This window comes from Tianxiuia mixotrophica (assembly GCF_050596425.1).
Lineage (GTDB): Bacteria > Bacillota > Clostridia > Peptostreptococcales > Acidaminobacteraceae.
Genome location: NZ_CP192292.1, coordinates 2,138,299 through 2,161,027, shown reverse-complemented (window position 1 = coordinate 2,161,027; position 22,729 = coordinate 2,138,299). Strand labels below are relative to the sequence as shown.

The following is a 22,729-nucleotide window of genomic DNA, read 5'->3' as shown; positions in this document are numbered from 1 at the left end:
TTTGCTTTAAAAGTTTTCTCTTGGAACCTTTATTTCAAAACGTGTACCATGTCCAAGCGAGCTATTGCAGTTCACTGAACCATTCAATCCATTAACGACCGCCGTGTGTACAATATAAAGTCCAAGCCCCACACCCTTGGCGATGGTATCCAACCTACCAAAAGGATTAAACACATAGTTCAAATATTCTGCTTCAATACCTAATCCATCATCAGTAAAAAGGATGTCAATCTCCTCTTCTTTTTCTTGGACTGTGATGTTTATGCACCCTTGTTCCCTGCCTTTAAACCCATGCTTAAAGGCATTGGTGATTAAATTATTAAAAACCTGCATCAGCGCTGATCTGGAGTTGACTATCATAAGATCAGGGTCACAAATGACGTTTATTTCAATCTTGCCTTCACTAATCTTTTTCGGATGGAGGCTCAAACAATCATCGATGACTTCTTTTAGATTAAACTCCTTGGCATCGCTTCGTCTTCCCATGCCCGCTATGCTTTTCATCACTTCTATAAGTTCAGCTGACTTCATTAAATTCTTTTCCATCATCTTCATACCTGTTTCAGTGGACTGAAGTGCGGTGTAAAGATCTTCTTCTGAGAGTTTATCCTCTTCATAGAGTTTCAAATTCTTTTCAAGCTCCTTGCTTAAAAAGCTGATCATAGTGATGGCCGTACCAAGTGGCGTGTTTAAACGATGGGCCATGCCCGTAACGACCTGGCCAGCTGTTGAAAGTTTCTCAGTTGCTAAAAGCTGATCTTGAGTTTTCTTAAGCTGGTCAATGGACTTGTGAAGTTCTTCTGTCCGCTTGTCCACAATAAGTTCAAGATTTTTTTCACAGCCCGAACTTGTTTCAATGCATATTCCTTTTCTAATATTAAGACTTCTGTTTCGTTTTTATATTTTTTCAGAGCCCTCATAAACTGGTCAAAACTGTCTCCTAAAATGCCAAGTTCATCTTTTCTATCCCATTCAAGCAAAACATCCATATTCCCTTCAGATGCTTTTTCCACATAGGCCACAAGGTCAGTCACAGGCTTGTAGATGGTCTTGCTTATGAAACCAGTTAGAAATATTCCTGTTATAATGAGGATGGCAAATCCTGTGATAAGGATATTTTTCACACTGTTAACAGGATCATATAGTTCTTCGATGTAGCCCGACGAAGCCAAGTACCAGTCATACTCAGGAAAATACTTGACCACAGCAATTTTTTCCCGTTCTTTTTCATCCGCTGAATTGCGCCATAAGTATGTGAAAATTCCATTTTTGGTTTTTATAATATCTTGATAGAGGGCTTCACCATTGCCATAGCCAACATCTTGTAGTCTTTTCCCCTTTGAATAAGGATGTACCAGGCTCGTACCATCCCCTTGCATAATGAAAGAATAGCCCGTTTCGCCAAAAGTCAACTTGTTAAGCTCATCTTCAAAATCCCTCACCTGAATGAGTTCTGTGAATTCCTCCCTGTAGCTCGAAGCAGATATAACCCAGTCCCAAGGCTTAAAATGTTTCATGTAAAGGGCCTTTGCCCTAGCCTGTGACTCACCAGGATTCTTCCAGTCATACTGAATGTACTGTTCCTTTAGGGACATTTGTAGTTGAACAAACTCATTTTGAGAAATATCCTCACGAATGAGCTCTTCTGAAGGATGATACTGAATGACACCACTTGAGTCCAGAATATATATATAGCCTGAACTGCCTATTTTTTGAGATGACAAATAAGCCCAAGCATCTTCCTTTGCCTGCGCTTCCGTTTTTTCTCCATTTAAATATTGTTCATAAGTATACTTTACAAAATCATAGTTGCTTCGAACAATAGACCGGAGTTCACCCCTCACAGATGTATCTGCCGCCACTTTTATCATGCTGTATATTTGATTTGTATTCACATTGAGCTCTTCTTCAATAAAGCCTTCCATTCTCTTTTCGAGAGTAGAAGATATAATCAAATAAGATGCCACACACAAGATAATAAGAGACGTGGTATAGAGGAAGGGTAACTTATATTTTAACGACATATCTCGAATCCATTTCATATGCAATCCCCCTGCTTTAATACTACCCATTTCTTTCATGTAACCCCACCCAAAGTGTTATTCCAAAAAAGAGTAAAAAAATAACGCCAATAAGGTCATCTTGACCTTATTGGCATTCACTTTATAAATCAATTTCTGATTTTCGCTGGCCTTAACATACACCCATTTTTCTGAATTTGTCATATCTGCTGTTTACAATCTCTTGGGCATCCATCTCTTCATATTTTTCTATCGTTGATTTTAGTCCGCTTTTCAGATGGTCAACTGTGATCACAGGGTCTTCATGGACACCATTTTCATGTTCTGGTATCACCTTATCGATCAGACCAAACGCATTTAAGTCATCCGCTGTGATGCGCATGATTTCTGCGGCTTCCTTAGCTCTTGAAGCATCCTTCCATAGGATTGATGCAAAGCCTTCAGGAGATAAAACAGAATATATGGCATTTTCAAGCATCCATATCTCATTGCCTACACCAAAGGCCAGGGCACCACCGCTACCCCCTTCACCAATAACAATACTAATGACAGGCACTTTTAGATCTGACATTTCAAGAAGATTTCTAGCAATGGCTTCTCCCTGACCTCTTTCTTCTGCCCCAAGACCGCAGTAAGCGCCGGGGGTATCAATAAAGCAAATGATGGGTCTTCCAAACTTTTCAGCCTGTCTCATAAGGCGAAGGGCTTTTCTATACCCTTCTGGATGGGCCATACCAAAATTTCGCTTAATATTTTCTTTCACATCCCGACCCTTTTGATGACCAATCACAGTCACTGGTTTTCCATCCAACCAGGCAAGGCCACCAACAACAGCACTATCTTCTCTAAAAAGCCTATCGCCATGAAGTTCCATAAAATCATCAAATATATACCCTATGTATTCTAGGGTTGTCAATCTGTGTTTATGCCTTGCAAGTTCAACCCGCTTCCATGCCAGGGAAGGTTCTTCTACCACTTGCGCCTTGACACCTTCTTCTGTTTTCAGCTTTTTAGATATTTTTTCTATATCACTTCTCAGTGACGGGTCAACTTGGGCTGCAATCTCTTCCAGCTCCTTTAGCCTATCCCTGAGAACGTCTTGTTCACTCTTATGCATACTGGACCTCCTTATGCGCACTTAAAATTCTAGACAGTGCCATGTAAAGATCCTCACGCTTTACAATCTTATCTATGAAACCATGTTCAAGTAAAAACTCACTTCTTTGAAAACCCTCTGGCAATTTTTGACGTATGGTTTGCTCAATAACCCTTGGGCCTGCAAAGCCGATAAGAGCACCAGGTTCCGCCAGAATAATATCACCCAACATGGCAAAACTTGCTGTTACGCCACCCGTTGTTGGATCTGTTAAAATACTTACGTATAAGAGGCCTGCTTCCGAATGCCTTTTAAGAGCCATAGATGTCTTGGCCATTTGCATTAAGGAAAATATACCCTCTTGCATTCTAGCACCACCTGATGCGGTGACTATAATGACTGGTAACCCCTCTTTCGTGGCATGCTCCACAAGACAGGTGATTCTTTCTCCCACAGCAGACCCCATAGACCCCATCATAAAGCCTGGGTCCATAACGCCAACAGCAATTTTTCGCCCCTGTATTTCAGCCGTTCCCACAGTGACAGCCTCAGAAACTTCTGCTTTTATTTGCGTTGATGACACCTTGTCTTCATAGCCTTCAAAATCAAGTGGATTTTTCGAAGCAACATCTGTAAACATTTCTACAAATGTCCCCTCATCTGTTATCATCTCAATTCTTTCTAATGGTCGCACTCTGAAATGGTGACCACAGACACTACAAACCGAACTTTGGGCTTCGTAGCTCTCTCTATCATGCAGTTTCCCACATGCCTTGCACTTTATATAAAAACCATCTGGTATATTTGGCATTTCGCTGTTAGGTGTTGCTGTGCGTTCTTGATTCAAGCGAATGTATTTTGTTTTTTTAAATAGCTTGTCAAACATTTAGTCACCGCCTTCTTATCCGATAATTTGTGTCTCGAGTGTCTTCGTGTGATAGTCACCATCCATATAGCTTTGGTGGGACAAAATATCAAAATGAAAATCAATATTCGTGTGAATGCCTGTTATGACAAACTCCCCTAAAGCTCTTTTCATGCGTCGAATCGCATCATCACGGTCTTTACCGTGAACAATGAGTTTCCCTATCATTGAGTCATAAACCGGCGGAATCAAATACCCTTGATAAACAGCCGAGTCTATACGGACACCCGGTCCGCCAGGCAGTAGAAGTGTCTCAATACGACCTGGGCACGGTCTAAAGTTTTCATACGGATTTTCAGCATTGATACGACATTCGATGGCATGACCAGTGATCAAGACCTCATCTTGCTTCATGGAAAGTTTTTCTCCAGCCGCAACGAGAATCTGCTCTTTTATAAGATCCACACCCGTAATCATTTCCGTTACAGGATGCTCCACTTGGATTCTCGTATTCATTTCTATAAAGAAAAACTCGCCACTCTTATCAAGTAGAAACTCAACTGTGCCTGCATTCTCATATTTCGCCGCTGAAGCCGCCTTTACAGCTGCGTCTCCCATTCTTTTACGAGTGTCAGCCGTTAAGGTCGGAGAAGGTGCTTCTTCAATAACCTTTTGATTTCGACGCTGCATGGAACAGTCACGTTCACCCAGATGGACTATGTTGCCATGCTGGTCAGCCATAATTTGAAATTCAATATGCTTGGGATTTTCCACAAAGCGTTCCATGTAAACAGTGTCATCACCAAAGGCAGCTTTTGCTTCCATTTTTGCAGCCATCACTAGGGATTCCAGCTCATCATCATGACGTACAATCCGCATCCCCCTGCCACCGCCACCTGAAGCAGCTTTTACAAGAAGAGGATAGCCGATTTTCTTGGCCTCTTCCAGAGCTTCTTCCATATTAGACACAGGGCCATCTGAACCAGGGACAATCGGCACACCTGCATTTTTCATTGTTTCTCTTGCCATAGCCTTGTCACCCATTTTGTCAATGGCTTCAGGCGATGGTCCGATAAACTTCAAACCACATTCAGCACACATTCTCGCAAACTTAGCGTTTTCGGATAAGAATCCAAAGCCAGGATGAACAGCTTGAGCCCCTGACATGACTGCGGCACTGATAATATTTGTCATATTCAAATAGGAATCTGCCGCTTTGGCTGGACCGACACAAATCGCTTCATCTGCTAACTGTGTGTGTAGAGCGTCTTTATCACATTCAGAGTATACAGCCACTGTCTCAACGCCAAGCTCTCTACATGCTCGAATAATTCGAACAGCAATTTCCCCACGATTCGCAACAAGTACTTTATTAAACATCATATCACCTAACCGATCGTGAACAGGTCTTGTCCGTATTCAACAAGCTGCTCGTTCTCCACTAGGATTTGCTTTATAACGCCATCTTTTTCAGCTGTGATTTCATTCATAACCTTCATAGCTTCAATAATACATAGCACATCGCCCTTTGAAACATTGTCTCCCACTTGAACGTAAGATGGCTTGTCTGGCGATGGCGAATCATAAAAAACACCTACAAGAGGCGCCTTAACAGGCGTTCCTGTGCTTTCTAACTTAGGCGCTTGTTCATTGGTCATTTCAACAATGTCTGTGTCTTGTGGCTTAACAGCTTCAACCATTTGACCTGTACCAGCCACAGTTTGTCCATTTTCCATACGAATTCTAAAACCGTCATTTTCCATTTCAAATACGGATAGTCCTGACTGAGATACCAGTCGGATCATTTCTCTAATTTCTTTGATTTGCATGTCTCACGACCCCTTTTTTCATACTCTTTTCGTATCACTAATGTGACACCTTAGATGATTTGTGTTCTCACAGCACAAATCTTCTTCCCATATAATTTACCAGTCTTTTGACTAGGTGTACGCCCATTAAGGTATCAAGTTTCACTATTTGACCTCTATTAGATTTTAGTGTACTTGGATTGTATTGTCAACAGATATTAGTACCAGATGCTATTTTTAGATCATAATTATTTTTTATTCAATATCTAGTAAGAAGATGTAATTTTATGTATAATATTAAGACGATGTAATATTTGACTTGTATTTGCTAAATCATTTACAAGCCAATCCATAATATTTTCTTGGGGGAAAAAGAATGAAAAAGAATAAAATAGTTTTTTTACTGCTTGTGGCTTTACTCATTTTTGGAACAGCTTCCTTTGCTGATGGGCAAGACAAGTATACCCTTATGATCTATCTCAACGGGTCTGACCTGGAAAGCACCTATGATGCTGAAACAAACAGCTTTATTGGCAGTGCAACAGAAGATCTAAACGAAATGATTGCAGGCTATAAGCCGGGAACAGGTGTCAATGTTCTTGTTCAAACAGGTGGCACAGCCAACTGGAACAATGACTACGTGAACCCTGAGTTAACGCAAAGATTTGAATTGACTGCATCAGGCTTTGTAGAAATGGAAAACTTACCGGCTCAAAACTTTGGCTACAAAAAAACGCTTTCAGATTTTATGAATTGGGGCATTAGAAAGTACCCTGCTGATAAATACGCTATCATATTATGGAATCACGGGGGTGGCCCTGTGAAAGGCTATGGCCTTGATGAACTTTCTGACTATGACAGCCTACACTTGAATGAGCTTTCTCAGGCATTCACAAACACACAGGAGAAGACTGGGGTCACTTTTGATATTATAGGCTTTGATGCCTGCCTTATGGCCAGCCTAGAAGTGGCGGATACCCTAGACTCTTTTGGCAAGTATCTCGTGGCATCGGAAGAAATTGAACCTGGACATGGATGGAATTACGAGTCCATTTTAAATGCTCTAAATGCCAACCCGGCTTTGTCGGGTGATGCCTTGGGAACCATCATTGCTGACACATACTTGACCCATGCAAAATCTTTCGGCACAGAAAGCGAAGTCACCCTGTCCGTTATAGATTTGTCTAAGATTGATCATGTTGTTACCGCTCTTGAAACACTAATCACTGAGGCTGACCAACGTCTGTATGATAATATATTCTTCTATGAATTTGCCCGTTCTGCTTTGGCGGCAAAATCTTTTGGGGGTAATACAGAGAGTCAAGGCTATACAGACCTAATCGACCTAAGCGATTTTGCCAGTGCTCTGGCTCTGAATCAAGAGGAAAATGCATCTGCACTCATGGCTGCTCTTGATGGAGCCCTTGTTCACAAAGTGGATGGCCCTTATTCATTAAACACTGGTGGCCTGTCAATATACTTCCCATACAGGGACCAAGAAAATTATGATCTTAATATGGAAATGTATGAAGACACTCTCTTTTCATCTATTTACATTAATTTTCTAAAGACATTCAAGTCAACAGTTGAAGCCTATGAGCAAGGTGATGGAATTGATTATATTGTCAATGAACCCACAGCAGACACCCCTTATTTTGAATTGGTCTTAACACAAGAGGGCTTTGAAAAAGTTTACTACGTTTATATTGATATTTATACAGCACCTATGATCGAAACTGAAGCAAGTTATGACACTCAGTATCTTGGCTACGACTTTCTTGTGTCTATGAATGAGGATACTTTCTCCTACTTTGATGATTTCAATTTCCAGTGGACCTATCTGGATTCAGAGCCACTCATGATGTATGTTACGCATGATTATGGCGATGTGGTATTGTATGAATCACCAGTCCTTTACAATGGCCAGGAAATGAACCTGATTTTCTCATGGATCACTGAGATTTCAGAAACTGGTGAAGACTTAAGCCACTATGAAATTTATGGTCTTAGACAAACAGTTGATCCTCAAACAGGTATGCCTGATAAGAACTTGTATCAACTTGAAGCTGGTTCTGTTATACAGCCAATTTATATAATGAACAATTATACGACAGACACTTCTGATTATGTTGCTGGCAATGAAATTGTAATACACGAAAACACTGATCTCTACTTTGATGACCTGCCATCAGAGGATTACATGTTTAACTTCCGTCTTACAGACTTTGCCTTTAACCACTGGTTTACAGACAGTTACTTCTTTGTGAAAGACACGGAATAATAAGACACTCTTTGATTTAAACCCATCAGGTCTATGAACCTCTTTTAATGGAGATTCATAGACCTTTTTTCTTGATTCTTTTTTATCCTTGTCCCTTGCCTTCTATGACCTGACCTTATATAATTTAAAAAGTGTGCAAACTGATATAAGTGACCTCGGCTATTTTCATCGGTTATGTGCCCTAATTAGAATATCAAGTGACCCGACTCAGGACCTTTTAGTAAACTTTGATTTTTCAACATCAAAAGTCAGATAGGGGCACACGAAATATTGAGCAATCGATTATAAAAGGAGTTTACGAATGAGTATTCTAAACGTCAAAAATTTAAGCCATGGCTTTGGTGATAGAGCCATCTTTAACAACGTTTCCTTCCGCCTTCTTAAAGGGGAACACATTGGTCTTATAGGCGCAAATGGTGAAGGAAAATCAACATTCATGAATATCATTACCGGTTCCCTTGAACCAGATGACGGTCAAGTTGAGTGGTCAAAAAGGGTCCGTGTTGGTTATTTGGACCAGCACACAGCCCTTGAGTCAGGAACATCCATTAGAGACACTCTAAAAACGGCTTTCCAGTACCTATATGATATGGAAACTGAAATCAATGACATGTATATGAAAATGGGAGAAGTGGCTCAAGACGAACTGGACAAGCTTATGGAAGAGGTTGGTACCCTTCAAGATATTTTAACCAACAACGACTTCTATGTCATTGATTCAAAAGTCGAAGAAATCGCCAGAGGATTGGGGCTTTCTGATATAGGTCTTGATAAAGAAGTCCAGGACTTGAGTGGTGGTCAAAGAACCAAGGTCTTGCTTGCAAAACTCCTTCTTGAAAAGCCTGATATTCTCCTTCTTGATGAGCCAACCAACTACCTTGACGAACAGCATATTGAATGGCTTAAGCGTTATCTTCAAGACTATGAAAATGCATTTATCCTAATTTCCCATGATATACCGTTCTTAAATTCAGTTATCAACCTGATTTACCATATGGAAAATCAAGAACTCAATAGATACGTTGGCGATTATGACAACTTTATGAGCATTTATGAAATGAAAAAGAAACAAATGGAAGCGGCCTATAAAAAACAGCAACAAGAAATTGCTGACCTAGAAGACTTCGTGGCTAGAAACAAGGCCCGAGTGGCCACACGAAACATGGCCAAATCTCGTCAAAAAAAGCTGGATAAGATGGATCGTATTGAACTCGCAAGGGAAAAACCAAAACCAGAGTTTAACTTTAAGGAAGGACGCACGTCGGGCAAACTGATTTTTGAAACCACTGACCTAATCATAGGCTACGACGAACCCCTTACAAAACCACTCAATCTGTATATGGAAAGAGGCCAAAAAATTGCCCTTGTTGGTGCCAACGGTCTCGGAAAGACAACCCTTCTAAAGTCACTTATGGGTCTTATCTCTCCAGTAAGCGGTGATGTTCGCATGGGGGAAACCCTCGAACTTGGGTATTTCCAACAGGAAATTAAAGAGGCCAACTACAACACATGTATTGAAGAGGTATGGAAAGACTTCCCTGCATACACCCAGTACGAAGTTCGAGCGGCTCTAGCAAAATGCGGTCTAACAACCAAGCATATTGAATCCAAGGTTCTTGTCCTAAGCGGTGGAGAGCAAGCTAAAGTTCGACTTTGCAAGCTGATAAACAAAGATTCCAATGTACTCATACTCGATGAGCCAACCAACCATCTTGACGTGGATGCCAAAGAAGAACTTAAACGAGCCTTAAAGGCCTATAAAGGCAGTATTCTTCTGGTCTGTCATGAACCTGAATTCTATCAGGACGTGGTGACAGATGTGTGGAACTGTGAAGACTGGACAACCAAGATTGTCTAATAAATAAAAAACTCCGCTTAATGAACGTATTTTCCATACGCACTTTAAGCGGAGTTTTGCTATATCTTATATTGCCATGCAATGCTCTCTACTGAGATCTAACTAAAAGATATGTTTCTAATCGTTAGCTTTCCTTTAATGAACTTTGATCGAGAGCCATATGGTCGGTTGACTCTGCCCTATTCATTTTCAAAAAAGCCTTTTAGCTTATCTGCTAGCGCAGTATTGAAAGGTTCATCATCCTTATCCTTCATAAATTTCTTCACGTCTTTATAGCTGCCTTTTTTTCCTTCTTCTTTCTTTCGCTTATTAAATGAAGATAATTTTTCTTTATAGCCACAACGACAAACAAACTTCTTGCCTTCTCCCTGACCAACCATTTTCAGTTTTTTATGGCAGTTTGGACAACGGGCATTCGTCACCCTAGATACAGACTTTCTATAACCGCAGTCTCGGTCCTGACAAACCAGCATCTCGCCACGCTTGCCTTTGACTTTTAAAAGAAACTTCTCGCATTCTGGACATTTTTCTCTGGTCACATTGTCGTGTTTGAATGTTTTAGCACTGGATGCGATATTTTTGACAGCCGTTTTAGTAAAGTCTCTCATTTCGTGAACAAACTCGCCCTTTTGCTCACGGCCTCCGGCGATGGCATTGAGTCGCATTTCCCACTGCGCCGTCAAGTCTGGGGACTTTAATGGCTCTGGTACCAAATCTAAAAGCTGTTTGCCTTTCGATGTGACCTTAATATCTTTTCCATCTGTTTCTACAAGGAAACTTTTAAATAATTTTTCAATGATTTCAGCCCTGGTTGCAACTGTACCAATCCCGCCAGTTTCACCAAGGATTTTTTGAAGTTTTTTCTCCTTATGTTCTAAATACTTGGCTGGATTCTCCATGGCTTTTAAAAGTGTTCCTTCATTAAATCTTGGTGGCGGTGTGGTTTCACCACTTGTCATTTTATAGATTTTTACATCTATAACATCGCCTGTTTTAATCTTTGGTAGTGTTTGGTCATCTGATCCTTCTTCATGATTGGTTGAATCGCCCTTATAGAGGGTCTTCCATCCATCTTGCAGGACCACTTTTCCCTTCATGGTAAAATCCTGTCCCTCTGCTCTTGCCGTCACAAGTGTTTGTTCATATTCATAAGGGGCGTGGAAGACAGCTAGAAAACGTTTAACGACCATTTCATATATTTTTCTTTCATCTGTCTCCAAACTGTTTATAAATGGAGACACTTCTGTGGGCACAATGGCATGGTGGTCAGAAACCTTTGAATCATCAATAACACTTTTTCCAACGTGCAGGTCGCCCTTCAAAAGCTTAAAAGCATAGGGGCGCATATCCCCTACACCACAAGCTTCTACCCGTTCCCTTAGTGTGCTTCTCATATCACTTGTAAGGTGCTTGCTGTCCGTTCTCGGATAGGTGAGCACCTTGTGCGTTTCATATAGACTCTGCATGATTGACAGGGTTTTCTTTGCAGAGTAGCCATACCTTTGGTGGGCCTCCTGCTGCAGGGTTGTCAGATCATACAAATGAGGTGCGTATTGCTTTTTCTTGGTCTTTTTAATATCTATGACTTCGAGGGATTTGCCCTTGAGTGTCTTTAGAAGCTCTTCAACTTTTTCTTTTGAAAAACTTCTATTTTGCCCCTTGCCATCTTGCCAAGTGAGTTTGTTTCCGTGGGTTACTGCAGTCAAACCATAGTATTTCTTTGGTTTAAAAGACTGAATTTCTGCGTCACGGGATGCAATCATAGCAAGGGTTGGTGTTTGAACACGCCCACAGGAAAGCTGGGCATTATATTTTGTCGTAAGGGCTCTTGAAGCATTTATTCCAACGATCCAATCGGCTTCAGCACGGGCTTCTGCCGCCCTGAACAGGTTGTTGTAGGCACGACCATCTCTAAGATTTTTAAAGCCTTCCCTAATGGCCTTATCAGTCACAGATGATATCCATAACCGTTTGATGGGCTTTTTCGAATGGGCCTTTTCCAGTATCCATCTGGCTACCAGCTCCCCTTCTCGACCGGCATCTGTGGCAATAATAATATCGTTGACATCTCCACGACCAATCAGTTTTTTTATGGTGGCAAATTGCTTACCGGATCCCTTCATGACGATTAGTTTCATCTTGCCTGGTATTATTGGGAGGTCATCTAGTTTCCATGTCGCGTATCTCTTATCATAGGCTTCCGGGTCAGCTAGGGTCACCAGGTGTCCAAGGGCCCAGGTCACAATGTATTTGTCACCCTCTATAAAACTTTGATTGTTCTTATGGCACCCCAATACACGGGCTATATCACGACCTACGGAAGGCTTTTCTGCAATTACTAGTGATTTCTTCATTCTGTCTAATTCCTTTCATACCTTGGTCTTTCTTTGGTCCTTCTCTGGCCTATTACCGACCAAAGCCTGCTACCTTCCATAATACCATATTATCCGCTTCTTTCCCGATCCTTTAACATGGATGTGAGTCGACTGGACAAAGTTTCTATAACAGCCAGGCCTATGGCCGTATTCTTTTTAACCAGCTCTAGGAAGGCATCCCCTTCCATGGCTAAAACTTCGACAGATCCATCAGCTTTTACAGTTGCAGTACGTGTGTCTTTATTGATAACCCCCAGCTCTCCAATCATCTGTCCCTCTGGAATAACTGCAATTGGACCTTCTTTCTCATTCAAGTATACAGCAGCACGTCCCCTTAATAGTACAAAAAATTGCTTGCCCCTTTGTCCCTTTCGAACAATGGTGTCACCAGAGTTTAGGTGGCTAACTGATACAATCTCTGTCAATTTTTTTAGTGTATCAATGTCCAATGTTTCAAACATTGGAATAGATTTTAATGCAATCATAAAATCTATTTCTTTTTTTCTGTTTTCATCCATTTTTTCACCCCTGTTATAGGAAATAAGTCTTGCAATCCACTTGTTCTTATCACCAATATCAAATTTTTTCTTTTCTATGCCACAGTTGTGATTGTCCCCTTCCAAAAGGGCTATTAGACAGTCGGTCCAGTCATCTCTTTTTATGCCTCGTATCATTTCTATAAGGATGGGCCGTTTTTTAGGATTTGACAAATAGGCATATCCATTGCCAGCCAAACTGATATGACTTCTATCTAGGGCTTGATCTATTAGTGTCGCTTCTATCGACACTCTGACTTGGGCGATTTCGGACTTTAAAACATCTCCCGTTTCATGTTCTAAATCAACTGACTTTTCAACATCAACAATGTAGTCAAGAGCTTGTAAGAGTTCGCGAAAATGGTCATAAGCATGGTAGGCTTGCCGCTTGGATTCTGCCAAACAAACCAAGTCAATAATGGTTTTTTCCTTGTCTTTGAGCTGGTTCTCAATCTCATTAACGGGGTAGGCCTTGACCACTTCTTGCAAGGTGCTATAACTCGTTGATGTTAGAAACTGCTTCAAAGCCATGTGCTTTAACTCTTCGTCGTAGTAGACCATTATTTCTGGCGCTGACAAATTTCCCTTTCCGAACCACTCAATATGAACATCGTCTTCAACTTGCCTATAGGATGCAATAATTTTATCAACAAGTGCTGCATCTTCTAAACGTTTTCTCTTCTGTATGCCTTCAAGCACCTTAATATATCTGCCTTTTTCCCCCTTGAACATATACAACATCATATTTTCAACAGCATCATCCATCGGTGCGGTATCTATTAAAACCTCTCTTAGACTTAAGTAAAGAGACTTGTCTTTAAGTTTTGAATAATTGACAAAGCACCTGGTAATCAGCCAGTTTTTGAAGGCATCCGTCAGTTCATGTTCGTAAAGCCGGGGTTCAAAATCAAATAAATTATTTACAAAAACATGTTCCAGAATATTCACTCGTATTTCCATTTCAGATATATCAAAAAGTCTGGTCAACCACGCAACTTGTTCTGACTCTAAACGATTTTTAATGGCATATAAGAGGAAGAGTCTTTCAGATCGACTGCCTTGCTCAGCTTGTTTCATTAAGGTCTCAAGCATGTCCCGTGATCCAATCGATCCTATAATGTCTGTCACAACACCTGATACTTCAGCACTTTGGGAGGCATTCAAAACGTCAATGAATCCCCTTTTGTTGACGATCCATAAAGCTGAGAACATTATAAGCACAAGGGCAATCCCTGAAATAAGATATATGGATGGTAGGCCTCCCACGGTATGAATCATAAGCAAACCTCCACCAATGGCATAACCAGAAAAAGCATCAATGTAGCCCACCAGGGTCACTAGAGATGGGCGGTATAAAGGGTCAAGAAGCTGATAGAAAACTTCGAGTAGATAGAGCAGAAACCCAATCACAGCCACCACGGATAAAACCCGCGCAAAGAGTGCCCATCCCAAACCACTTGATGCCCTGGTCATTATAAAAAGGCTCAAAGCAGACAATATAAGAAGTAAAGGCATTAAATTAATGGAACCCACACGCTTGACCAGTTTATTGTAAAGAAAAATGTTCAAAACAAGCTCTGTCAAATATCGAAGGGTCAAAAAAACACCTAGAAATCCTGTAAGGGACTCAAGGTTTTGTAGAATACGGGTGGAATGATAATGGAATAAATACTCATTCACTGTGTCTGATATAGATATTAAAGCCACACACCCTATTAAAAGAGGCAAAAATGCCTGGCTTGTTGTATAGGACCAAATAGATTTAACTGTGACCATTCTCTTTGTAAATATTTCTCGAGAAGAATCCACCACTGTTCTAAGAAGCAGGTGGGATGTGTACCCTATAACCAAAACAACAGGAAAGGCAAATAGGAAAATAAGGCCTGGCGTAACAAGATTCTCACTAACCCTTAGGATGCCTCCACCAAGCAAGGCACCCAAAGCCGCAAAGCTTGTTGCGACAGGTACCCATCGTCTTAACTCGTCCAAGCTAAAAACTTCCTGGACCAAGTAGGTTCTTGTGAACAATAAATTTTCACTAATGGCTATAAGAAGGACCAACATAAGTCCATAGAGATAAGGGCTTGGTGCATATGTAAAAAAAATAGGCAACAAGAAAATATGAACACCAGCAACGGCAATCACGAAACTTTTATAAAAGTGTTTTAATCCGCGTCGCGTTATTATCCGAGCCATAAAAACGGCGGTGAGTGCATCTAAAAAGGGAAAAACCACATAAATTATAGGGAGTTTCTCTGCACCAACACCTATATTGAAAACTGCAAAGCCAAGTCCAAAGAGCACGGCTGTATAAAGACCAATCGAAAAATAATAAACATATAGCAGCTTTTGTCTGTTCATAGACCCACCCCCTCGATTATTTATACCCCAATCCTCTTCTTTGACAATTCCTAAATCTAAGTATTGCTAAAGATCTTACTTAAAATGGTTTGAATGCCAGAGTAACAGTATGGGGTATGCAATTTGTAATTTCATGTATATATTGTTTTCACCACAAAAAAAGACGCCAATGAAAGCATCTCTTTAATCAAAGCCCAGTCTCATATAAGATTTAAACCTAGTCTTTACCGGGTTACCCTGTGTATTGTATCCACCAGTCTGTCCTGATCAAGCTGAGTCTTAACAATAAAATCATCAATGAAAAGACCCTTCAGCCTATGTCTTATCTCCGATATTTCAGATCCTGAAATAACCACAACTGGCATATCGGAAAACTTGGAATTCCTAATTTCGTCAATAAGTTCTTCTCCTGTCATGTCAGCGAGCTCTAAACCTGTTATAATGACATCGACGTCTTCGGTGGCAAGTATTTTATATATGTCTTTACCATTCTTGGTTGATATAGGATTAAAACCTGCTTGAACCAACATATCATGTATAATTTGTCTAAAAAATGCGCTGTACTCCAAGTGCAGTATTTGCATGAGCGATCCCCTTTGTTCACTGTTCCGTCACAAGAAAACTGTATACTGTTATGGTCTTACTACTATTTTACCATTCGTCACAGATTCTAAAACCCCTTTTTTAATCTGGTCAATAATGAAAGTCAAATTTCAAATCGCACAAGTACATATATATCGTATCATACTGACTTGAATTTCATATTTGAAAAGCCTCATTATCCAATTATAAATTTTGGTTTATGAATTAGAAGACGAACTCTAGGAGGAAAAAATGAAAAAACAATCCACAGCCGCTATCGCTATCATACTCATTACTTGTCTATTAGGCTATGGCTTGACAGCAATGCTTGATATGACAGCTCTTGAACGCCTTAAACTCATCACAAGCGCACAGGTTGATGTCGACTCATACCACATTGAGGGGGATGGCAAGATAAAAATGAATGTCTTGTCAGATGAAGAAATCCCAGCCTATATGGAATCTGTCATGAGCATATATGAAAATGTCTCTTTCAAAGTCAGTGGAGACTTTATCAACAATATGGACCATCCGCAAATGAAGTTGGTGGAAAACATAGACATGAATGGAATCCAAGCCAATATCGAAATTTACTGGAATAAAGATAAGGTTCTACTTAAATACCCAATCATTGGCGACTATATACTCATCACCATGGATGATGTTAAACAATTGACCGATATTGAACTGCCTGAGAATTTTTATGCGGATTTGATTGAAATCTTATCCGAGATGAGTGATGAGTTAAATACCATCTACATGTCCTACCTAAATGATGAGAATGTCAAGTACGGCCAGCCATACATTATGAACACAAATGGCTATGAGCAGACACTCAATGTTATTGAAGTGAGTATTGACTCTGAGATGATTATTCAAATCTATGCAGATATGCTTCTGACTCTTTTAAACAATGACAAGGCCATGGATCTTCTTGAGTCAACGCTTGCTATAAACGATGAATCCCTTCCAGAGAACTTTATGGAAGACCTTGATGAAGCCAAGTCTAAAATTATTGAAGTGAAAGATCCCACAAGTGACGCTAGGGCTGACCTGTACAGCGCTTTTGGAGACTTCCTTCCAGAGCTTAACTATACGGTAAAACTTGGCGTTACAAATATTAACATTCCAAAAATGGCCTGGGCCAACATGGATGTGATCCTTCCTGTGGATGACATGGAGGATGTGAATATGCACATGCAGTATGACCTGGTCTATCGTTTAAGCGAATTCAATAGCATAGATGCCATTGAAATGCCCGAACTCGAAGACAGCGACATTATAAAACTTAGTGATCTTATCGAAAAATTCGGTGGTCTTTAGAAAACCATAGCAAATTGCACCTTATTGACCATGCGTTTTACCATTCATATTTATAACAAAATCGGTGACCCCAGGGCCACCGATTTTTCATGTCTTAAATACTCGTGTAAGTGCACCACAAAACATACACTCTCTTATTGCTGTTCGTTCAAAATATGCTTGTGGATGGCGTGAGCCACACCACTTTCTTCATTGGTTTTGGTGATGTCATTCGCAATATTTTTAAGATCATCGCACGCATTGCCCATTGCGACACCCATGCCTGCAAACTCAACCATATGTCTATCGTTTTGTGAATCTCCAATACACATGATCTCTTCCCTTTTTAGATCAAGCATTTTCATCAAGGTTTGTATGCCATAAGCCTTATTGGCTTCTTTTTTTGATATTTCAACAATGCTATCAAAAACGCATGACAAATTGTATCTCTTGTGAAAATTCTCTGGGAAGCAACCGAGTGTATTAAAGGCTTCTTTGTCAACCTTATCTTGGGATTGTTCTAGTTCCAAGGCTTCATCAATGATATTTTTAGGGATGTCAAAAGATGGGAAAGTCTTTCCAAGGGCTTTTACCATCTGAGAATGTGTGTTACAAACCATTACTTTATCAATAGGCATTGCGTCTGTCACCTCATGGAATGGCATTTTAATAATTGGCATATTATTAGCCGCTGAGTCATAATAAGTGAAGATTGATTCTTCATCCATTATTAGACCTTCTGTTGAATACAGGTGCATGCCAAATCCATTTGGACGGCAAAATGACACGATGTCATTCAAGTCCTCTCGCGTTAAGCGACTGGACAGAATTTCCCTATTGTTATTTTCAAGTATTCGCGCGCCACTACAAACAACGGAAAACTCACCAGGCACATTTATACCCAGTTGGTCCAAGTATGGGTCTATGCCCATTTTTGTTCTTCCTGTTGCAATTGCAACACGAACACCACTTTGTCTGGCCTTTTTTATGGCCTCGATGTTATCCTTTGAAATCTCACATTGTTCATTTAAAAGGGTTCCATCCATATCTAAAACAAGAAGTTTGTACATATTTCACCTCAATCACTTGCTTAAACCAACACTTGCAAGGTACATGGTAGCATATTTTTGATTGCATATATACACCTTCCTATGGATTTCACTCGGGAAAACGCTTGATATATTTTCTGCTTACTTGCTTTTTTAAGCCCATCACTTAAGCTCTGTACTAGGAATCATCAAGTAATCATGTTTAAGCCTGAGAATCCGAAACACAGATTCATCGATCCTTTCTACAGAAATTTCCCCCGTATTGACAGAATTTTTAATGGCCTGTGTCATGTTGGAAATCTTGTCATTGTTAGAAACCAGAAGCAAATCCACACCTGCCACAAGGGCTTGCCGGGCAACAAACGCATCACTATAGTTGCTTGATATGGCGCCCATAACAAGATCATCGGTAATAACAACGCCTTCAAAGCCAAGACTTTTACGCAAGTGTCCATTTATAACCTTTTCTGAAAGCGTAGCAGGATATTCACTATCAATCGCACTGACTAAAATGTGGGCTGTCATCACCATAGGCGCGCCCTCATCTATGGCTTCCTTAAAGGGACGCCACTCGAAAGACATGAGTCTTTCCAGGCTATGATTGACTGTTGGAAGGCCCACGTGAGAGTCCACCACTGTGTCCCCATGCCCAGGAAAATGTTTGACACAGGGAATAACACCCTGATTTTTTATACCCTCCATCACATCTGTCCCAACACGTGCAACAAGGTCAGGGTCACTTCCAAAAGCCCTTGTTCCAATAACCTTGTTGTCAGGGTTGCTAAACACATCAAGAACGGGGGCAAAGTTGAGATTAAGGCCATACGCTTTGACAGACTGTCCCAGTTTTTCACCTTGGTCGTAGGCCAACTCTGGTTTTTGTCCAAGAGAATAAGCGCTCATAAAGGGTCCGTTTTGCGAGGGTAATCGTTCCACCCGCCCTCCTTCTTGATCAACGCTTAAAAAGAGTGGAATGGATGGGGTCGGTAGAGATTGTATCAAGGTCTTGAATTGGTCTTCAGATTTAATATTATGCCCTAAAAACACCAAACCACCCACACGGCCCATTCTAATCATGTGTTCTTCTTCGTCAGTCATGTACTCTTTTTCAATGCCTGTGACCATCATTTGACCTATTTTATCTTCTAGGCTCATTTGTGCCAAAGTCTTTCTTGCCCACAATTCGGAACTTGACATTTGTACAGCTGGATCATGTTCTAAAGCAGGTTCATGCCCCTTCACATTATCAGCCCCCGCTCCATTTGCTATTAAACTTATTAGCAGTATTAAGTTTACCAGTGCTGACTTCATACGCTCACCACCATTTATCTGACCTCGGAATAGGTCGTCAAGCTCGTAAAAACCTTACGGTCTATCCCTTGACGCCTCTAGGTACAAAATAAAAGCCAGAAACAAAACGCTCAAAGCATTTGTTTCTGGCTCTTGTGCACCACATACCTTCATTTGCCTAGGCTTTACTCAACAGCCTTAATAACAAGTCCTAGACCATCTGAGAATCCGTATAGAAGGTCATACAGGCCTTCCTCTACAACGTCATTGCCATCAACATCTACATAGCCAAAGGCTTGATCATCATAAGTTGCCATAACACCTGAATTGATGTAATAGACATTATCATAAAGTTCTTTTGTCTTAATTTGACCCTCTAGGGACACGATGCCAAAGCCTTCATCCTTTGTAAAGATGATATGACCATCTTCTACTGGAAGATAAATATCATTGAAATCATTGCCTTCTAGGTAAGTGTTTCCTTTCAGGTCAATCAGATAATCCACACCCTCTTCATTTTCAAAATGAAGATACTCGCCAGAAGCATCAATGTAATAATCTGTTGTTTCAAATAAGACTTTTCCTTGGTAAGTCGTCACGATTTTTTTATAGTCATCTGTAGAAACAACCATGAATGAATCACCAAAATCAATTGCAGCCCCTTCTATGTCATCAGAAATAATCTTTTTATCTTTGATGTTGTAAACCAGATTGCGTTTTTCATAAGCACCATTTGTGGACTTTTCTGTCGAGAAAACATAAATCTCGTCATCAATCTGGCTCGTATAAATGTAGTCAAACTCTGGCTTAATTAGAACCGTTCCGTCATTTAGCATTATGCCGTAGTTGTAGTCTTTTTGAATTTCATAAACACCGTTTTCATTAAGAGTGATGGCGTTGTATTTAGGCTCTAAAATCGCCTTGCCATCTGTGTCGAACATACCATATAGGTAGTCCTCTCCTTCAACAATAACACGGTCCTGTTCAGGATAAATATTCACATATTCAAATTTTGGTTCCACAAGCGTTTTTGTATTGGTATTAAAGAAACCATAGTTGTAGTCTTCATCCATAACTTCGAACAGACCACCACCAATATGACTAACATCTGCATATTTGGCTTCCAGAATTATTTTGTCTGATTTCTTGTCCGCAACACCATAATTTCCATAGTATCCCGTTGAAATAACATAATAGTCCGATTCCATTTCAGCATCTGTATCACCATAAGCCGATGAGATGACTTGACCCTCTTTGTCAATCACTAGGTAATCACTAGGTGTTTCAACATCAGCCTGTCCATTTAGGAAGTCCCCGGCGTAGTCATACTTAATTGGAATAACCACTTCTCCAGCCGTGTTGATGTAGCCAAACTTGCCTTTGCGTTCAACCACTGCCAAACCTTCAGAAAATGGTTTAGCTGTATCGTATTTAGAAAGATCAAGAACAACTTCACCCTTGTTATCAATAAAACTATAGTTATAGTTCACATTAATATTCTTAGGAGAGTTTTCATCTGCTACTGCTTTTATATCAGAAGCAATGACGATTTTACCCTGACCAACTTCAAAGACTGAATCGCCTAGGTGATAGTAGTCATCAAACATCCCCAGCCTCTTGCCAGCCAAGTCTTCAAAAACATATCCATCATATTCCGCTTTCACATAAACCGATGCAAATGTGCTGTATGAAGCATCACCATTCATTTTCCGCATTGGTTTAAGATTTTGATCTAAGAAATGAGTGAACACACCATCAAAACCAAGGAAATAGCCTTCCTCTGTTTGGAAAATGCTATCAAAAATTGGATGAACAACAAAATCGCCTTCCTTGCTGATCACACCGTACTTTCCTAGTTCCTGATAAACAGCATATCCCTTATAGAATCCATTTGCATCATCAAGGGTTGTCGGTATTACAACTTCACCGCTCTTGTCAACATATCCGTATTGTCCATTATCGTAGTTGTACACAAGACACAAGCCATCAGAAAAACCATAGTAACTGAAGTTTGGATCTGGTGCAAACAGTTCATTGCCATCCTTGTCAATGTAGAAAGATTGGTAATCACTGTTATATACTTCAGCCACACCATCTGCAAAATCATATCCATTGTAGAATTTCCCCTTAGGAATGACAAATTCACCCTTTGTATTAATATAAGCGACACTGTCATATGTGCTTACACGGGCAAGACCATCATTAAAGGCAGAGATTTCTGGATAGTATGTGTCCAAATCATACTGATTAAGAATGTCATTTTCATAAAACAGAATATTTCCATCCATGTCTATGTAAGCTTGACCCTGATCAGTTGTCACTTCAGCCACACCTGATTGGAATCCATATCCGTAGTCAAATGATGCTGGAATGACAATATTGCCCTCATAATCCAGGTAGCCATACTTGCCTGATTCATCGCTGAAAAGGATTCTTCCCTCAGCGGCTTCAGATAAAGTAATATTTTTCAGTGCTTCTGATTCTACAACCTTTAGTGCATTTGATTCTTCCGCAGCAAACGCAGTTAAATTTGTTCCTGCTCCGACCATGAGTGCCATCACAAGAGCAAACACTAATGCTAGTCTGGAGCTTCCTTTAAATTGATTCATAATTTCTCCTTCCAAAACATAAGATGTGCCCACATCTATTATACACGATTTTTATGCCTATTTAAAAAACAGTATTGTTACAATATGTACCCAACTCAGCAATTTTTAACAGCAGAGGGCTATCAAATTCCCTGAGATGGCATAAGTCATGACTCTTTTTTTAAACTTGCGCTCTTTCATAAACAGCGAATACATGGGGATAATCATGTCCAATATTTTCCGCCCCACCATCGATGCTTTCTAACTTCCATTCATGTTCAAACTTAGGAAAGAAAGTGTCTGCATCATGAAAATCCTCAAAAATGTGCGTTATATAGAGCTTGCTGGCATGAGGTAGAAACTGCTCATAAATGGATGCGCCACCTATGACAAAGACTTCCTCTTCTTTTCTCAACGCCTTGGCCTTATTAACGGCTTCTTCAATGCTTCCCACAACATGGGCTTTGGGGATTTCAATATCTTTGCGTGTTATAACAATGTTCTCCCGCTTTGGAAGCGCTCCAGATGGCAATGATTCATATGTGTTATAGCCCATAATCACGATGCCGCCCGCTGTTTTCTTCTTAAAATATTTCAGGTCTTCTGGTATATGTGCTAAAAGTTCATTGCCTTTTCCTATTTCTCTATTTTTGCCTATTGCCACAATCATATTTATCATATTATGTCACCTCATTATTCCATACTTTGAGTCATCTT

Annotated in this window: 16 protein-coding genes; 3 read left to right on the top strand and 13 right to left on the bottom strand. The window is 40.3% G+C overall.

Annotated elements, in window-relative coordinates; genetic code table 11:
* Positions 1–6: 6 nt before the first annotated feature.
* The 6 genes from ACQ4KW_RS09350 to accB all read right to left on the bottom strand — a co-directional run bounded on the left by ACQ4KW_RS09350 (position 7) and on the right by accB (position 5,811).
* Entirely contained in the window at positions 7–816 is an 810-nt protein-coding gene (locus ACQ4KW_RS09350) for a sensor histidine kinase (protein WP_430886263.1), read from the bottom strand.
* Positions 747–2,081, bottom strand: a complete 1,335-nt coding sequence (locus ACQ4KW_RS09345; RefSeq protein ID WP_430886262.1) for a cache domain-containing protein — start codon at positions 2,079–2,081, stop codon at positions 747–749. The genes ACQ4KW_RS09350 and ACQ4KW_RS09345 overlap by 70 nt, the downstream gene beginning before the upstream one ends.
* A 112-nt stretch (positions 2,082–2,193) precedes the next feature.
* A complete protein-coding gene (locus tag ACQ4KW_RS09340; RefSeq protein ID WP_430886261.1) occupies positions 2,194–3,138 on the bottom strand; it encodes an acetyl-CoA carboxylase carboxyltransferase subunit alpha in 945 nt (314 codons plus the stop codon).
* Positions 3,131–4,003: an acetyl-CoA carboxylase, carboxyltransferase subunit beta gene (accD, locus tag ACQ4KW_RS09335; protein ID WP_430886260.1), complete on the bottom strand. Its 873-nt coding sequence runs from the start codon at positions 4,001–4,003 to the stop codon at positions 3,131–3,133. The genes ACQ4KW_RS09340 and accD overlap by 8 nt, the downstream gene beginning before the upstream one ends.
* A gap of 15 nt (positions 4,004–4,018) precedes the next feature.
* Positions 4,019–5,362 (bottom strand): acetyl-CoA carboxylase biotin carboxylase subunit, encoded by a 1,344-nt coding sequence (locus ACQ4KW_RS09330; RefSeq protein ID WP_430886259.1) that lies wholly within the window; start codon positions 5,360–5,362, stop codon positions 4,019–4,021.
* An 8-nt stretch (positions 5,363–5,370) separates the two neighbouring features.
* On the bottom strand, positions 5,371–5,811 hold the full coding sequence (gene accB / locus ACQ4KW_RS09325; RefSeq protein WP_430886258.1) for an acetyl-CoA carboxylase biotin carboxyl carrier protein: 441 nt from the start codon (positions 5,809–5,811) through the stop codon (positions 5,371–5,373).
* Between the two features lie 355 nt (positions 5,812–6,166).
* On the opposite strand from accB, the gene ACQ4KW_RS09320 reads away from it, so the two are divergent.
* Positions 6,167–8,071, top strand: a complete 1,905-nt coding sequence (locus tag ACQ4KW_RS09320; protein WP_430886257.1) for a clostripain-related cysteine peptidase — start codon at positions 6,167–6,169, stop codon at positions 8,069–8,071.
* Positions 8,072–8,372: 301 nt separating this feature from the next.
* On the top strand, positions 8,373–9,929 hold the full coding sequence (locus ACQ4KW_RS09315; protein WP_430886256.1) for an ABC-F family ATP-binding cassette domain-containing protein: 1,557 nt from the start codon (positions 8,373–8,375) through the stop codon (positions 9,927–9,929).
* 179 nt (positions 9,930–10,108) lie between these two features.
* On the opposite strand, the gene ACQ4KW_RS09310 is transcribed toward ACQ4KW_RS09315, so the two are convergent.
* The 3 genes from ACQ4KW_RS09310 to ACQ4KW_RS09300 all read right to left on the bottom strand — a co-directional run bounded on the left by ACQ4KW_RS09310 (position 10,109) and on the right by ACQ4KW_RS09300 (position 15,785).
* On the bottom strand, positions 10,109–12,283 hold the full coding sequence (locus ACQ4KW_RS09310) for a DNA topoisomerase III (protein ID WP_430886255.1): 2,175 nt from the start codon (positions 12,281–12,283) through the stop codon (positions 10,109–10,111).
* A gap of 89 nt (positions 12,284–12,372) precedes the next feature.
* A complete protein-coding gene (locus tag ACQ4KW_RS09305) occupies positions 12,373–15,201 on the bottom strand; it encodes a cyclic nucleotide-binding domain-containing protein (RefSeq protein ID WP_430886254.1) in 2,829 nt (942 codons plus the stop codon).
* A 224-nt stretch (positions 15,202–15,425) separates the two neighbouring features.
* A complete protein-coding gene (locus ACQ4KW_RS09300; RefSeq protein ID WP_430886253.1) occupies positions 15,426–15,785 on the bottom strand; it encodes a response regulator in 360 nt (119 codons plus the stop codon).
* A gap of 250 nt (positions 15,786–16,035) precedes the next feature.
* Between ACQ4KW_RS09300 and ACQ4KW_RS09295 the strand changes: the two genes are divergently transcribed.
* Positions 16,036–17,106, top strand: a complete 1,071-nt coding sequence (locus ACQ4KW_RS09295; protein ID WP_430886252.1) for a hypothetical protein — start codon at positions 16,036–16,038, stop codon at positions 17,104–17,106.
* Positions 17,107–17,240: 134 nt separating this feature from the next.
* Here ACQ4KW_RS09295 and ACQ4KW_RS09290 read toward each other — a convergent pair whose 3' ends face one another.
* From ACQ4KW_RS09290 to ACQ4KW_RS09275, 4 genes are all read right to left on the bottom strand, one after another.
* Positions 17,241–18,155, bottom strand: coding sequence for a Cof-type HAD-IIB family hydrolase (locus tag ACQ4KW_RS09290; RefSeq protein WP_430886251.1), 915 nt, complete (start codon positions 18,153–18,155; stop codon positions 17,241–17,243).
* A 141-nt stretch (positions 18,156–18,296) separates the two neighbouring features.
* Positions 18,297–19,445, bottom strand: a complete 1,149-nt coding sequence (locus tag ACQ4KW_RS09285) for a glycoside hydrolase family 3 protein (protein ID WP_430886250.1) — start codon at positions 19,443–19,445, stop codon at positions 18,297–18,299.
* Positions 19,446–19,609: 164 nt separating this feature from the next.
* Positions 19,610–22,033 carry a WG repeat-containing protein gene (locus ACQ4KW_RS09280; RefSeq protein WP_430886249.1) on the bottom strand — a complete coding sequence of 808 codons (2,424 nt, stop codon included), beginning with the start codon at positions 22,031–22,033 and terminating at the stop codon, positions 19,610–19,612.
* Between the two features lie 160 nt (positions 22,034–22,193).
* On the bottom strand, positions 22,194–22,691 hold the full coding sequence (locus ACQ4KW_RS09275) for a dihydrofolate reductase (protein WP_430886248.1): 498 nt from the start codon (positions 22,689–22,691) through the stop codon (positions 22,194–22,196).
* Positions 22,692–22,729 lie beyond the last annotated feature (38 nt).

What these genes read in the sequence shown, in the direction of transcription:
- ACQ4KW_RS09345 (WP_430886262.1), bottom strand. Translation starts at nt 2,081, where the DNA reads ATGAAAGAAATGGGTAGTATTAAAGCAGGGGGATTGCATATGAAATGG.
- ACQ4KW_RS09340 (WP_430886261.1), bottom strand. Translation starts at nt 3,138, where the DNA reads ATGCATAAGAGTGAACAAGACGTTCTCAGGGATAGGCTAAAGGAGCTG.
- accD (WP_430886260.1), bottom strand. Translation starts at nt 4,003, where the DNA reads ATGTTTGACAAGCTATTTAAAAAAACAAAATACATTCGCTTGAATCAA.
- ACQ4KW_RS09330 (WP_430886259.1), bottom strand. Translation starts at nt 5,362, where the DNA reads ATGTTTAATAAAGTACTTGTTGCGAATCGTGGGGAAATTGCTGTTCGA.
- accB (WP_430886258.1), bottom strand. Translation starts at nt 5,811, where the DNA reads ATGCAAATCAAAGAAATTAGAGAAATGATCCGACTGGTATCTCAGTCA.
- ACQ4KW_RS09320 (WP_430886257.1), top strand. Translation starts at nt 6,167, where the DNA reads ATGAAAAAGAATAAAATAGTTTTTTTACTGCTTGTGGCTTTACTCATT.
- ACQ4KW_RS09315 (WP_430886256.1), top strand. Translation starts at nt 8,373, where the DNA reads ATGAGTATTCTAAACGTCAAAAATTTAAGCCATGGCTTTGGTGATAGA.
- ACQ4KW_RS09310 (WP_430886255.1), bottom strand. Translation starts at nt 12,283, where the DNA reads ATGAAGAAATCACTAGTAATTGCAGAAAAGCCTTCCGTAGGTCGTGAT.
- ACQ4KW_RS09305 (WP_430886254.1), bottom strand. Translation starts at nt 15,201, where the DNA reads ATGAACAGACAAAAGCTGCTATATGTTTATTATTTTTCGATTGGTCTT.
- ACQ4KW_RS09300 (WP_430886253.1), bottom strand. Translation starts at nt 15,785, where the DNA reads ATGCAAATACTGCACTTGGAGTACAGCGCATTTTTTAGACAAATTATA.
- ACQ4KW_RS09295 (WP_430886252.1), top strand. Translation starts at nt 16,036, where the DNA reads ATGAAAAAACAATCCACAGCCGCTATCGCTATCATACTCATTACTTGT.
- ACQ4KW_RS09290 (WP_430886251.1), bottom strand. Translation starts at nt 18,155, where the DNA reads ATGTACAAACTTCTTGTTTTAGATATGGATGGAACCCTTTTAAATGAA.
- ACQ4KW_RS09285 (WP_430886250.1), bottom strand. Translation starts at nt 19,445, where the DNA reads ATGAAGTCAGCACTGGTAAACTTAATACTGCTAATAAGTTTAATAGCA.
- ACQ4KW_RS09280 (WP_430886249.1), bottom strand. Translation starts at nt 22,033, where the DNA reads ATGAATCAATTTAAAGGAAGCTCCAGACTAGCATTAGTGTTTGCTCTT.
- ACQ4KW_RS09275 (WP_430886248.1), bottom strand. Translation starts at nt 22,691, where the DNA reads ATGATAAATATGATTGTGGCAATAGGCAAAAATAGAGAAATAGGAAAA.